We start from the raw sequence: 13,934 nt of genomic DNA on the forward strand, positions 1-13,934 counted from the left end.
TTACATCGCCTCGATGGCTTTACGCTGGTCGCTGAGGCGGGTCAGGCTGCCCTGGGCGTCGCGGAGCTTCTCCTGCTCCTTCTCCACCACCTCGGCGGGCGCCTTGGCGGTGAACTTCTCATTGCCCAGTTTACCTTCCAGGCGGCCGATTTCCTTGTTGAGGCGCTCCAGTTCCTTGTCCAGACGCGCCAGTTCGGCGGCCTTGTCGATCAGTCCGGCCATCGGCACCAGCACTTCCATCTCACCCACCAGTTGGGTAGCGGACATGGGGGCTTCGGCGCCGTCGAACCAGTCCAGGCTCTCCAGCTTGGCCAGGGAGATCAGGAACTGGCGGTTGTCGTTCATGCGGCGCTGATCGTCGGCGCTGGAGCCCCGCAGCAGGACCGGAATCCGCTTGGCGGGGGAGATGTTCATCTCGCCACGGATGTTGCGCACGGCAACGATCACGCCCTTGAGCCATTCGATGTCGGCGGTCAGCGACTCATCCTTGCGGCTGCTGTCAGGCTGCGGGTAAGGCTGCAGCATGATGCTGTCGCCCTGTTTGCCCGCCAGGGGCGCAATGCGCTGCCAGATCTCTTCGGTGATGAACGGCATAATCGGATGCGCCAGCCGCAGCACGGCCTCCAGCACACGCACCAGGGTACGACGGGTGCCGCGCTTGGCCTCGGCACTGGCGGTCTCGTCGTTCAGCGCCGGTTTGGACAGCTCCAGGTACCAGTCGCAGTACTCGTTCCAGATGAACTCATAGAGCGCGTAGGCCGCCAGGTCGAAGCGGTATTGCTCCAGGTGACGGGCGACTTCCTGCTCGCAGTGCTGCAGTTCGCTGATGATCCAGCGATCCGCCAGCGACAGCTCCACCGGCTCGTCGTTGACGCCGCAGTCCTCGCCTTCGGTGTTCATCAGCACGTAGCGGGCCGCGTTCCACAGCTTGTTGCAGAAGTTGCGGTAGCCTTCCAGGCGCTTCATGTCCCAGTTGATGTCACGGCCGGTGGTGGCCATGGCCGCCAGGGTGAAGCGCAGGGCATCGGTGCCGTGGGCGGCAATGCCTTCCGGGAATTCCTTCTGGGTGCGCTTGCCTATCTTCTCGGCCAGCTGCGGCTGCATCATGTTGCCGGTGCGCTTCTCCAGCAGGGCGTCCAGGTCGATGCCGTCGATCATGTCCAGTGGGTCAAGCACGTTGCCCTTGGATTTGGACATCTTCTGGCCATGCTCGTCGCGGATCAGGCCGGTGACGTAGACGGTCTTGAACGGAACCTGCGGGGTACCGTCCTCGTTCTTCATGAAGTGCATGGTCATCATGATCATCCGGGCAACCCAGAAGAAGATGATGTCGAAGCCGGTCACCAGCACGTCAGTGGGGTGGAACGTTTTCAGGCGTTCGGTGATTTCCGGCCAGCCCAGGGTGCCGAAAGTCCACAGCGCGGAGGAGAACCAGGTGTCCAGCACGTCCTCGTCCTGGCTCAGTTCCAGGTCGGCGGCCAGGTTGTATTTCTCGCGTACCGAGGCTTCGTCGCGACCGACGTAGATGTTGCCGTCGGCGTCGTACCAGGCCGGGATGCGGTGTCCCCACCACAGCTGACGGGAAATACACCAGTCCTGGATATCGCGCATCCAGGAGAAGTACATGTTCTCGTACTGCTTGGGCACGAACTCGATGCGGCCGTCTTCCACCGCCTCGATGGCGGGCTTGGCCAGGGTCTTGGCATCGGCGAACCACTGATCGGTCAGCATCGGCTCGATGATCAGGCCGGAACGGTCGCCGCGGGGAACGCTGAGCACGTGGTCTTCCACCTGTTCCAGCAGGCCGGCGGCTTCCAGGTCAGCGACGATCAGCTTGCGGGCTTCCTCGCGGGTTTTGTCTGCGTAGGCCGCAGGCAGAGTGCCGTCGATCTCGTCATTGGCGCTGCCATCAGAATTGAACACCTCGGCGACGGCGCGGATGTTGGCGTCCTGGGTCATGACGTTGATCATCGGCAGCGCGTTGCGCTTGCCAACCGCGTAGTCATTGAAATCGTGGGCCGGGGTGATCTTCACGCAGCCGCTGCCTTTCTCCGGATCGGCATGGTGGTCGGCCACGATGGGAATCTCACGGTTGACCAGAGGTAGCAGCACCTTCTGGCCAATTAGGTGTTGGTAGCGCTCATCATCCGGGTGGACGGCGACGGCGGTGTCACCCAGCATGGTTTCTGGACGGGTGGTGGCAACCACCAGGTAGTCCTTGCCGTCCTGAGTGGTGGCACCATTGGCCAGCGGGTAACGCAGGTGCCAGAAGTGCCCCTTTTCTTCCTTGTTTTCCACCTCCAGGTCAGAGATGGCGGTGTGCAGTTTCGGGTCCCAGTTCACCAGCCGCTTGCCGCGGTAGATCAGGCCGTCATCGTAAAGACGCACAAACACTTCCTGAACCGCCTTGTAGAAGCCGTCGTCCATGGTGAAGCGTTCGTGGTCCCAGTCCACGGAGTTGCCAAGGCGGCGCATCTGGCCGGTGATGGTGCCGCCAGAGTGCTCTTTCCAGTCCCAAATGCGCTTGATGAACTCATCCCGGCCCAGGTCGTGGCGGGTTTTCTCTTCTTCGACGGCCAGCTTGCGTTCCACCACCATCTGGGTCGCAATGCCGGCATGGTCCGTTCCTACCTGCCAGAGGGTATTATTGCCCTGCATGCGCTTGTAACGGGTCAGCGTGTCCATAATGGTGTGCTGGAACGCATGACCCATGTGCAGGCTGCCGGTGACATTGGGAGGCGGAATCATGAGGGTGTAGGGATTACCCTCACCGGAAGGGCGGAAGTAACCTTTGGATTCCCAGTTCTCGTACCACTGGCGCTCGATGTTTTCTGGCTGGTAGGTTTTTTCCATGGGCTGTGCTGATGACCGCGTTGGTTGGTGAAAATCGAAAGTTTGAAGGCCGCAATTATACATGCTCTGGAAGGGTGCGGCGAACCCTCCGGAGGGCGCCACCGTCGTCAGCAGGTGGTGGTGGTGACCGTCGCGGCAAGACAGGGGAGAAAGTCGTTGTCGGAGCAGGATGATCTGGGCGGGGCCGCCATTCGGCCCTTGGTGGGTGAGCGTCATCTATACCTGGGTTTTGACCGGCCGCGGCCGTGCCTGAGTTCGGCGCCGTTGAACGGTGGTTTCCAGGTCGTTGACCAGGTGCTGAACCTGCACGTAAGCGGTCAGCCGGTGGCTGAAGCTCCCGACGTCTCGTTGCAGGCCTACGCCACGGCGGCGGGGTGGCCGGGCACCACGGTGGGGATGATGACCGCCGCGCGGCCAGGCTCTCTGCGCCACCGGCATTGTCGCTACCACCGGGAAAGCCTGGCGTTGTGGCTGACCTGTGGTCTGGACAATGCCCGCCGGGCCGGCGATCCCCATGACTGGCAGGGCGAGCTGGCGCCACCACCGGGCACCATCAACACGGTGCTGGTCACCAGTCTGACCCTGAGCCCGGCCACCATGGTGGAACTGATGATGGTGCTCACCGAAGCCAAATGCGCAACCTTGCAGAAACTGGGCATTACCAGCCCGGTGTCTGGTCAGCTCGCCACGGGCACCGGGACCGATGCAACAGTGATTGTCGCCGGTCATGGTGGGGAAGAGCGTTGGGCCGGCAAGCACACCCTGCTGGGCGAACGCTCGGCCCAGTTGATGATGGCGGCGCTGGAGGCGTCGATCAGTAACTGTTAGAACTCCGCCCGCTCGTACGTGATCGGGGTCAGTCCTCGTCATCCCATTGGGGCCAGTTACCGCGACAGAACTGAATGATATCGCTGGTAGATGCAAAGCCCACGACCCGGCAGTAATCGTGAATGGGGTCTTTGCTGTCGTAGGTGAGCCATTGCCGGTTCTCCCAGAACATCAGGTCCAGTTGACCCAAACCATTTGGAAAACGAACGGCAGTCAGATACAGCCCTTCGAAAAAGGGCTCTCCTTGTTTCCAGCCGATGTTTTTGTTCATCTTTGCAGCCTGGGTTTTTGAATACAGTTTTCCGGGTGGTAGATGGCTCGTTTCGCTGATTCCCACTACCGCTTTCGAAAATCATGCACCTGCGGTTCGATGCCCAGCGCCCTTAGCTGCTTGAAATGGGAGCGGGCCTGGTTGAGGACGGCGGGGTCGTTGTGGGCCACCAGGGCCAGGCGTTTGAAACGGTCGGCGTCGGCGGGGAGGGTGGCTGACAGCACCACCACGGTGTCCCAGTCTTCGGCGACGGGCGGGCACAGCAGGATGCCCACCGGGTCGGTACAGGTGGTGGCGGTGTCCGGCACGATGCTGTGGGGGATGAAGGCGTCCGGGTTGAACTGCCACAGCAGGTCGTCCAGATCCTGGGCCTGCTGGCTGCTGTCGCAGACGATGCAGACCCGGTCCCCCTGTTGCCAGGCCTTGTCCACCAGCCGCACCGCATGGAGATTGCGGGCGGCGGGTGTGTTCTTGGCGAGGATGTGGAACCAGTAGGCCTGGTTCCGTTCACCCTGGTGCTGGTTGCCGGAATCAGCCGGCATGAGACATCAGGTAGTCGACCAGCAGCGGTACCGGTCGGCCAGATGAGCCCTTGGCCTTGCCGGAGTGCCAGGCGGTACCGGCGATGTCTAGGTGGGCCCAGCGGTACTCCTTGGTGAACCGGGACAGGAAGCAGGCGGCGGTGATGGTGCCGGCCGGACGGCCACCAATGTTCTGCATGTCGGCAAAATTGCTGTCCAGCTGAGCCTGGTACTCGTCCCACAGCGGCAGGCGCCAGGCGCGGTCGCAGGCGCGTTCGCCGGAGGCCAGCAGTTCGTTGGCCAGGGCGTCGTCGTTGCTCAGCAGGCCGGTGGCGTGGTTACCCAGTGCGATGATGCAGGCGCCGGTCAGGGTGGCCAGGTCGATCACAGTCTCCGGATCAAAACGCTTGACGTAGGTAAGGGCGTCACACAGCACCAGACGGCCCTCGGCGTCAGTATTGAGGATCTCCACCGTCTGGCCGGACATGGAGGTGACAATGTCCCCGGGACGGGTGGCGCCGCCATCCGGCATATTTTCCGCTGCGGCAATCACCGCAACCACGTTGATCTTGGGCTGGGTTTCCGCCAGCACCCGCATGGCACCAAAGACAGAGGCGGAACCGCCCATGTCGTATTTCATTTCGTCCATGCCTTCGCCGGGCTTGAGGCTGATGCCGCCGCTGTCAAAGGTGATGCCTTTGCCAACCAGAACGTGGGGCTTGTCCTTGGCCTTGCCGCCACGGTACTCCATCACGATCAGGCGGGCGGGCTGCTTGCTGCCGGCCGCCACAGACAGCAGGGTGTTCATGCCCAGCTTCTTCATTTCCTTTTCGTCCAGGATTTCGGTCTTGATGTTGCCGAAGTCCTTGGCGAGCTTCTCGGCCTGTTTGGCCAGCCAGGTCGGATGGCAGATGTTGGGCGGGGTATTGCCCAGGTCGCGGGTGAAGTTCATGCCGCGCCCGGTGGCCAGGCCGAGTTCAAAGGCGCTCTTGAGGGCCTTGGTGGTTGCCGAGGCGCTGACCGTCACCTTTTTCAGTTTGCGTGGCTTGGGCTTCTCACTCTTGTAATCGTGGAAGGTGTAGAGCTGGTCTTCCAGGGTGCGGCCAATCAGGCTCAGACGTCCGGCCTCGGAGCTGGCCTGGTCGTCACCAGTGGTTGCGCTGTCAGCAAGGGCGAGCAGAACGTTGCCGGCGGCACCGTCCTTGAGCTGCCCCACAGCGGCGATCAGCGCCTTGCGGTAGTTGGTGGGATTGCGATCCGCATCCTTGCCGCTGCCGACCACCAGAACCCGGGGCCAGGGCTGGCCGCTGACCGGAATCATCAGCGTGGTGGCGTTGCGGCCGCTGATGTCGCCACTCTTGACCAGCTGCTTGAGCAGACCGCCCAGTGCTTCATCAACCTGCTGGGTGGATTCCGGCCAGTCTCCCTGTTCGGGTACGGCGACCACAACGCAGTCTGCTTTACTACTGGATACGGCTTTACTGCTCAGCGTGAAATTCATGACAACTCCTGAGTGTGTTTTGGGGCTTCATTTCCCTCGATGGATAGATCCTAACCTTAGGGTGGCGCGGGCAATTATCAAGGGATGCGCGACCGATACCCGGCCGGTGCCTGGCGGGGAGGCGGTGCGGCTCTGTCATTCGTCGATCAGGTTACATAGAATACCCGACAATTTCTCCGTTGCCTTGGGAGTCTCTGATTTTGAGGCTCCTTTATTCCGGATCTGGCCACTGGACAGTGTGTGCAGGGGCGATTTGGAATTGATCAGAGGCCCCCTAGTTTCCGGCCAGAAGAGACTGTCTTGAGCATCGTTTTCCGTTACCTCACCCGTCAAGTGATGATCAGCATGCTGGCGGTGTCCGGCATTCTGTTGCTGGTGTTTATGAGTGGGCGCTTCATCAAGTACCTGGCCGATGCGGCCCAGGGGGAACTGGCCGGCGATGTGCTGTTCCAGATCATGGCCTACCGTTTCCCCGGCTTTCTCGAGCTGATCCTGCCGCTGGGCTACTTCATTGGCATTCTGCTGGCTTATGGCCGCATGTATCTGGAAAGCGAGATGACGGTGCTGTTCGCCTGCGGGGTCAGTGATCGTCAGGTGCTCAAGCAGACGCTGATCGGCAGCGGCCTGGTAATGCTGGCCGTGGGCGCCATGAGCCTGTACGTCTCGCCCTGGGGCATGGAGCAGGTGGAACGCATCTTCAATGAACAGCGCAAAGCCACCGAGTTTGAGATGCTGGCGCCGGGCCGGTTCCAGGATCTGTCGTCCGGCGAGCGGGTGACCTACACCGAGGCGTTGAGCGACGACAAACGTCAGCTTCAGGGCGTGTTCATTGCCGAGATTTCCCGGGACAAGCCGGGCATCAGCATCGTGACCGCCGAGGTGGGGTCTCAGTTGGTGGACAGCGAAACCGGCAGCCGCTTCCTGATTCTCGAGGAGGGCGCGCGCTACCAGGGCGTGCCGGGGCAACTGGACTATCAGGTCACCACCTTCGATGCCTATGGTCTCAAGGTGCTGGCCGGAGATGCCCGGGACCGGGAGCTGGAAGAGGCGGTCAGTACCCTGGAGTTGATGGCGTCGGATCGTCCCGAGGATCGGGCGATGCTGCACTGGCGCTTCTCGTTACCGCTGATTGTGCCCATCGTGACTCTGCTGGCGGTACGGCTGAGCCGGGTCAATCCCCGCCAGGGCCGGTTCTTCCATCTGTTGCCGGCCATGCTGGTGTACATCCTGTATCTTGGCTTGCTGATCGTGGCGCGGGACGCCTTGGCGGACGGCAAGGTACCGGAATGGATTGGCATGCTCTGGGTTCACGCCCTGTTCCTGGCACTGGGACTGTGGCTGCAGTTCGGGCCGGCCTGGCTCCATCGCCGGCGGCTGACCCGGGAGGGCGCGCGCCATGCGTAAGCTCGACCGCTATGTGATGCGTACCGTCGGCGGCGCCATGCTGCTGGTGATGATGGTGGTGCTGTCGCTGGACCTGATCTTCGCCTTCATCGCCGAGCTGGATGATGCGGAAGCCGATTACCAGACCCTGCAGGCTCTGCTGTACGTGTTCATGACGCTGCCGCGCCGGATCTACGATTATCTGCCTTTGGGCGCCTTCATGGGGTGCCTGGTGGGGCTGGGGGCCATGGCCAGTTCGTCGGAGCTGACAGTGATCCGGGCGGCGGGGGTGTCGATTCGCCGTATCATCTGGTCGGCGATGAAGCCGACGCTGTTGGTGGTGGTGATTGGCCTGCTGATTGGTGAATACGTGGCGCCGCCCTTTGAGCGTATGGCTCAGAGCCAGAAAGCGGTGGCCCAGGGCGCCGGCAGTAACATTGCGTCGGCGCGGGGGATCTGGCACCGGGAAGGAGACACCTTCATTCACCTCAACGCGGTGCAGCCCAACGGCGTACTGCACGGGGTTTCACTGTTCCGTTTCACCGACCGGCGCAGCATGGTCACGGCCACGTTTGCCGAGCGGGCGATTCACCAGGGTGATCACTGGCTGCTGCAGAATGCGGTGACCACGCGTTTTCATCCCCAGAATACCGAGCGGGAGGCGCACCAGCAGCTGCGCTGGGATACCGGGCTGTCGCCAGAGGTGTTGAGTGTACTCATCGTCAAACCGGAGAATCTGTCGATGTCCGGTCTGTTTACCTACGCGTCCTACCTTGATCAGCAGGAGCTGAGTTCGGCGAGTTACTGGCTGGCGTTCTGGAAAAAGGTGCTGATGCCGGTGGGCACGGCGGTGATGGTGCTGGTGGCCATCTCATTTGTGTTCGGCCCCCTGCGGTCCGTCACCATGGGGTTCCGAGTGTTCACCGGTCTGATTGTCGGGTTGCTGTTCAAGTACATGCAGGATCTGTTGGGGCCGATGAGTCTGGTATTCGGCTTCGCCCCCATTCTGGCCATTCTGGTGCCGATCCTGATTAATGCGGTGGTGGGGGTGTTGCTGATGCGGCGTGCCGGGTAGCGACCCAGCACGCCGATGACGACTATTTTTTCTTGTCGGGATTCGGCACCCGGACCACCTGGGTTTTCGAGACCCGATCCACCAAAGATTCTCCCCGGAACGGCCAGAACACCAGGCCCACGGCGGGCGCCAGGATGATCAGGCTCCAGCTGCCCCAGTGGTACAGGCAGAGCAGGGCGCCAAACAGGGCGACGGCTGCCATCATGAAGCGCTTCAGGGACTGGCTCCAGCTGATGGAGATGCCGTTGAGATTCTGCACCCGGATGCGCCAGACTTGCATGCCCAGGGTCTGTCCGGAGCGGGTCCAGAAGTAACCAAAGAACAGGTACAGCACCACGAACAGAAGGCTGCTGAGTACCGGATCGGCCTCCAGGGTACCCGCTTCCATCTTCGCCTCATACTGGTCGAAGCCCATCACCCAGGCCGCCACCAGGGTGTACAGCCAGGTGGTCACCATCAATACCGCAATGCAGATCAGTCCGTCATAGATGATGGCCAGCAACCGGCGGGTCAGGGTGGCCGGTGGCAGCAGAATGTCCTCGTCGTGAAAGCGGCGTGGCATCGAATACTCCTGGATTGTGGTTTCGCCCCGCCGTGGTGCCGGTGACCCGGGATCGCTGCGGGAGACATGGAATCAGGGCGAGAGTATACCTTGCCGAATCATTCCCCGCTCGCGGTGATGAATCCGTTTTTCCGCTGTTCAGCCTATGCTAGAGTAGCGGATTTGCGCCGCCGGACGACGGCCTTCCCCGGGCCTTTTTATTGTTTTGGTGGCGCTATCAGGAATGAATCTTATTCATCGAACGGTTGATACGTGGACCAGGGCACTTCTCTATGAAAACCGCAGCGTTGCGACAGGCATTTTTTGACTTCTTCCAACAACAGGGACACACCGTGGTACCCAGCAGTTCGCTGGTGCCTGCCGACGATCCCACGTTGCTGTTCACCAATGCCGGCATGAACCAGTTCAAGGACGTCTTCCTTGGCCGGGAGCAGCGCGATTACAGCCGGGCCACCACCGCCCAGAAGTGTGTGCGGGCCGGCGGCAAGCACAACGATCTCGAAAATGTGGGCTACACCGCCCGTCACCACACCTTCTTTGAAATGCTGGGCAATTTCAGCTTCGGTGACTACTTCAAGCGTGAGGCGATCAACTTTGCCTGGACCTTCCTCACCGGTGATCAGTGGCTGAAACTGCCAAAAGACAAGCTCTGGGTAACCGTTTACGCCTCCGACGACGAGGCCTTTGATATCTGGAGCAAGGAAATGGGCGTGCCGGAGGAGCGGATCATCCGCATCGGCGACAACAAGGGCGCGCCCTATGCCTCTGACAACTTCTGGCAGATGGGGGATACGGGTCCCTGCGGCCCCTGCACCGAGATCTTCTACGACCATGGTCCGGACGTTGCCGGTGGACCCCCCGGCAGCCCGGAGGAAGACGGCGATCGCTACATCGAAATCTGGAACGTGGTGTTCATGCAGTACAACCGCACCGCCGAGGGCGAAATGCTGCCGCTGCCCAAGCCGTCTGTCGATACCGGCATGGGTCTGGAGCGGATTGCCGCCGTGCTCCAGGGCGTTCACAGCAACTATGAGATCGATCTGTTCGAGGACCTGCTGAAAGCCGCGTCCGGGATTCTTGGCGGCGTGGCCACCACCGAAGCGTCTCTGCGGGTGGTGGCGGATCACATCCGTTCCTGCTCCTTCCTGATCGCCGACGGCGTGATGCCGTCCAACGAAGGTCGCGGCTTTGTCCTGCGCCGCATCATCCGTCGCGCGGCCCGTCACGGCAACAAGCTGGGCGCTCAGGGTACCTTCTTCCACAAGCTGGTACCGGCGCTGGTGTCGCTGATGGGCGAAGCCTACCCGGAACTTGCGCGCACCCAGGCTCAGATTGAACGGGTACTGCTGCAGGAAGAAGAACAGTTCGCCAAGACCCTCGACAAGGGCCTGCGCCTGCTGGAGCAGGATATTGCAGACCTTGAGGGAACGGTCATTCCCGGCAAGACCATCTTTACCCTGTACGACACCTACGGTTTTCCGGTGGACCTGACCAACGACATTGCCCGGGAGCGCGGCCTGACCCTGGACTACGACGGCTATGAAGCCGCCATGAACGACCAGCGTGAGCGTGCGCGGGCTGCCAGCAAGTTTGGTATCGACTACAACGCCGGCCTGCAGCTTGAAGGCAAGACCGAATTCTCCGGCTACGAGCGGGTGGATGGCCACGAAACCATTCGCACCGTCATCGTCGATGGTGAGGAAAAGCCGGCCCAGGCGGGTGATGAGGCCATTGTAGTGCTTGAGAAAACCCCGTTTTACGCTGAGTCCGGTGGCCAGGTGGGCGATACCGGCCTGCTGACCTGGAGTGGCGGCCGATTCCAGGTTGCTGACACCCGTAAGGAAGGTGATCACCATATCCACATCGGTACGGTGATTGAGGGTGAGCTGTTCCCGGGGCTGGAAGTGGATGCCCGGGTGGATCACGTTCGTCGCCAGGCCACGGCCCTGAACCACTCCGCAACACACCTGCTGCATGCGGCGTTGCGCAAGGTGTTGGGCGAGCATGTGACCCAGAAAGGCTCATTGGTTGATCCGGACAAGCTGCGGTTCGACTTCTCCCACTTTGAGGCGGTGTCCGCAGACGAGCTGAAAGAGATCGAGCGTGAGGTCAATGAGCAGATCCTGGCCAACACCGCGGTCGAAACCGACATCACAGACATGGAAAGCGCCCAGGAAAAAGGCGCCATGGCGCTGTTCGGTGAGAAGTACGGCGACACCGTGCGGGTGTTGAGCATGGGGACCGATCGCTACTCGGTGGAGCTGTGTGGCGGAACCCACGTTGCCCGTACCGGCGATATTGGTCTGCTGAAGATTGTCTCCGAAGGTGGCATTTCATCTGGCGTCCGTCGAATTGAGGCCGTTACCGGTTTTAATGCGCTGGCCTGGATGGATCAGACTGAAGAGAAGCTGAAAGAGGCGGCTCAGCTGGTGAAAGGCGGCCGGGATTCGGTGATCGACAAGGTCCAGGCCACGGTAGAACGTAACCGTCAGCTGGAGAAAGAACTCGATCAGCTCAAGGCCAAGCTCGCCAGCTCTGCTGGCTCCGACCTGGCGGCATCGGCCGTTGAGGTGGGTGGTCTCAAGGTCGTGGCGGCAGAGCTGGAAGGTGCCGACCGCAAGGCGCTGATGGAAACCGCAGACCAGCTCAAGAACAAGCTGGGTGAGGGCGTTGTGGTGCTGGCCAGTGTCGAGGATGGCAAGGTGACCCTGGTAGCGGGGGTGACCAAGTCCGCTACCGGTCGCGTGAAGGCGGGTGATCTGATGAAGCACCTTGCTGCCCAGGTGGATGGCAAGGGTGGCGGTCGTCCGGATATGGCCCAGGGTGGCGGTAATGACCCCGCCAAGCTGCCGGCCGCGCTGGAAGGTGTTGCGGCCTGGGTTGAGCAGACAATCGCCTGACCACTTGGCGCAGTGAATACAGGTTGACGGCACTGGGTGTCCGTCGTGGGTGGTGATAGCAAGACGGAAGAAAAATGGCTCTTTTGGTTCAGAAGTTCGGTGGTACCTCGGTCGGCACTACCGAGAGAATAGAGGCGGTGGCAGAGAAGGTCTGCCGGTTCCGCAAAGAAGGTCATGATGTCGTGGTGGTGGTTTCCGCCATGAGCGGTGAGACCAATCGCCTGATTGGACTGGCCAGCGACATCATGGAAGAACCGACGCCGCGGGAAATGGACGTGCTGGTGTCTACTGGCGAGCAGGTCACCATTGCACTGCTGTCCATGGCTCTGCAGAAACGTGGCTGTGAGGCCCGTTCCTATACTGGCAGCCAGGTTCGCATTCTGACCGACAGCACCCACACCAAAGCGCGTATCCGCCAGATTGACGAGCAGCGGATGCGGGAAGACCTGGACGCAGGTCGCGTGGTGGTGGTGGCTGGATTCCAGGGCACCGACGAGCACGGCAATATCACCACGTTGGGCCGGGGTGGTTCCGATACCACCGCGGTTGCTCTGGCAGCGGCGCTGAAGGCGGATGAATGCCAGATCTACACCGATGTGGACGGGGTGTACACCACTGATCCGCGGGTTGTGGACAGTGCCCGTCGCCTGGACCGCATTACCTTTGAAGAAATGATTGAGATGGCGAGCCTGGGCTCCAAGGTGCTCCAGATTCGCTCCGTGGAATTCGCGGGCAAGTACAATGTGCCGCTGCGTGTCCTGTCCAGTTTCCAGGACGGTGGTGGAACCCTGATTACTCTTGAGGATGACGACGTCATGGAACAACCGGTTGTTTCCGGCATAGCCTTTAATCGTGATGAAGCCAAGCTGACCATCTCGGGCGTTCCCGACACCCCAGGCAGCGCTGTGGGTATCCTGAAACCGGTCAGCGACGCCAACATCGATGTTGACATGATCGTCCAGAATGTGGGCGCCGACAATCGCACCGACTTCACCTTCACGGTACATCGTGGCGACTTCAAACGCGCCAACGACGTGCTGGAACGGGTGGCTGCCGAGCTGGGTGCCCGGGAAGTCAGTGGTGACAACAAGATCGCCAAAGTGAGCATTGTTGGTGTGGGAATGAAGTCTCATGCCGGGGTAGCGACTACAATGTTTGAGGCGCTGTCCCATGAAGGCATCAATATCCAGATGATCTCAACATCTGAAATTAAAATTTCTGTAGTAATTGATGAGAAGTATCTTGAGCTTGCGGTTCGCGCCCTGCATAGTGCGTTTGAACTGGATAAGCCTGAGGGCGAGGCCTGATCCGACATTCGTGTGGGGTCCGGCCGCAGTGGAATAACAAGGGTTGAATTCCTGGTCCGGAAAGGCGGGAATCACGTATAAGTGGTTGTTCGCCTTTCAAACGATGAGTTTGCCCACTATAACTTATATAAAGTGATATTCGTCGGAACTGGTAGCTCTGAAAAGGGAGTAAAGGACATGTTGATTTTGACTCGCCGAGTTGGCGAAACCCTGATGGTCGGTGATGAGGTCACCGTGACGGTACTGGGGGTTAAGGGGAATCAGGTACGCATTGGTGTGAACGCTCCGAAAGAAGTGGCAGTACACCGTGAAGAGATTTACCAGCGTATCCAGAGTGAGAAAACAGACTCTGATGAGCCGAACGGCAATCGCTAGCCAGCTCTAAAAGGCCGCTCAAGGGAAACCTGAGCGGCCTTTTTCTTTGTCTGGGAAACGAATTTAAAAAAATTTTGCGTCAACCCTATGAAAACAAAAATTTCGTGGTAGTATACGCCCCGTTCTCAAGGAGAGGTGGGTGAGTGGCTGAAACCAGTTCCCTGCTAAGGAACCATACGCGTTAGCGTATCGAGGGTTCGAATCCCTCCCTCTCCGCCATTTTCTTTTGCGGAAGAAAAGTTGAGGCAGTTGGTTTAGCACCCAACAGGTTTTTGATATCGGCGGCTGTAGCTCAGCTGGATAGAGTACCTGGCTACGAACCAGGCGGTCGGAGGTTCGAATCCTCCCAGCCGCGCCA

Annotated in this window: 11 protein-coding genes and 2 tRNA genes; 8 read left to right on the plus strand and 5 right to left on the minus strand. The window is 60.5% G+C overall.

All coding sequences use genetic code 11. The features are described from left to right. Positions 1–2,853, minus strand: a complete 2,853-nt coding sequence (locus MLD24_RS09350; protein ID WP_248166419.1) for a valine--tRNA ligase — start codon at positions 2,851–2,853, stop codon at positions 1–3. A 42-nt stretch (positions 2,854–2,895) separates the two neighbouring features. On the opposite strand from MLD24_RS09350, the gene MLD24_RS09355 reads away from it, so the two are divergent. Further along, on the plus strand, positions 2,896–3,681 hold the full coding sequence (locus tag MLD24_RS09355) for an adenosylcobinamide amidohydrolase (protein ID WP_248166421.1): 786 nt from the start codon (positions 2,896–2,898) through the stop codon (positions 3,679–3,681). 28 nt (positions 3,682–3,709) lie between these two features. Here the strand turns inward: MLD24_RS09355 and MLD24_RS09360 are convergent, their stop codons facing one another. The 3 genes from MLD24_RS09360 to MLD24_RS09370 all read right to left on the minus strand — a co-directional run bounded on the left by MLD24_RS09360 (position 3,710) and on the right by MLD24_RS09370 (position 5,974). Then, the gene (locus MLD24_RS09360) at positions 3,710–3,952 is read right to left on the minus strand and encodes a hypothetical protein (protein ID WP_248166423.1); all 243 of its coding nucleotides are present in this window, start codon (positions 3,950–3,952) and stop codon (positions 3,710–3,712) included. Between the two features lie 65 nt (positions 3,953–4,017). Next, positions 4,018–4,494, minus strand: a complete 477-nt coding sequence (locus MLD24_RS09365; protein ID WP_248166424.1) for a DNA polymerase III subunit chi — start codon at positions 4,492–4,494, stop codon at positions 4,018–4,020. After that, positions 4,484–5,974, minus strand: coding sequence for a leucyl aminopeptidase (locus MLD24_RS09370; RefSeq protein ID WP_248166426.1), 1,491 nt, complete (start codon positions 5,972–5,974; stop codon positions 4,484–4,486). Before MLD24_RS09370 ends, MLD24_RS09365 begins: the two co-directional genes overlap by 11 nt. 300 nt (positions 5,975–6,274) lie before the next feature. On the opposite strand from MLD24_RS09370, the gene lptF reads away from it, so the two are divergent. Both lptF and lptG read left to right on the plus strand, forming a co-directional pair. Further along, positions 6,275–7,378: an LPS export ABC transporter permease LptF gene (lptF, locus tag MLD24_RS09375; protein ID WP_248166428.1), complete on the plus strand. Its 1,104-nt coding sequence runs from the start codon at positions 6,275–6,277 to the stop codon at positions 7,376–7,378. After that, positions 7,371–8,432: an LPS export ABC transporter permease LptG gene (gene lptG / locus MLD24_RS09380; protein ID WP_248166430.1), complete on the plus strand. Its 1,062-nt coding sequence runs from the start codon at positions 7,371–7,373 to the stop codon at positions 8,430–8,432. The genes lptF and lptG overlap by 8 nt, the downstream gene beginning before the upstream one ends. Positions 8,433–8,454: 22 nt before the next feature. Here the strand turns inward: lptG and MLD24_RS09385 are convergent, their stop codons facing one another. Beyond that, on the minus strand, positions 8,455–8,994 hold the full coding sequence (locus MLD24_RS09385) for an RDD family protein (protein ID WP_227171536.1): 540 nt from the start codon (positions 8,992–8,994) through the stop codon (positions 8,455–8,457). 272 nt (positions 8,995–9,266) lie between these two features. Between MLD24_RS09385 and alaS the strand changes: the two genes are divergently transcribed. From alaS to MLD24_RS09410, 5 genes are all read left to right on the plus strand, one after another. Continuing rightward, entirely contained in the window at positions 9,267–11,894 is a 2,628-nt protein-coding gene (alaS, locus tag MLD24_RS09390) for an alanine--tRNA ligase (RefSeq protein ID WP_248166432.1), read from the plus strand. Between the two features lie 74 nt (positions 11,895–11,968). Next, positions 11,969–13,201, plus strand: a complete 1,233-nt coding sequence (locus MLD24_RS09395; RefSeq protein ID WP_227171534.1) for an aspartate kinase — start codon at positions 11,969–11,971, stop codon at positions 13,199–13,201. A gap of 177 nt (positions 13,202–13,378) precedes the next feature. Next, positions 13,379–13,576 (plus strand): carbon storage regulator CsrA, encoded by a 198-nt coding sequence (csrA, locus tag MLD24_RS09400; RefSeq protein ID WP_227171533.1) that lies wholly within the window; start codon positions 13,379–13,381, stop codon positions 13,574–13,576. Between the two features lie 129 nt (positions 13,577–13,705). Beyond that, a tRNA-Ser gene (locus MLD24_RS09405) sits at positions 13,706–13,795 on the plus strand. A 62-nt stretch (positions 13,796–13,857) separates the two neighbouring features. Further along, positions 13,858–13,934, plus strand: a tRNA-Arg gene (locus MLD24_RS09410).

The organism is Marinobacter xestospongiae (assembly GCF_023156385.1).
GTDB classification, from domain to species: domain Bacteria; phylum Pseudomonadota; class Gammaproteobacteria; order Pseudomonadales; family Oleiphilaceae; genus Marinobacter; species Marinobacter xestospongiae.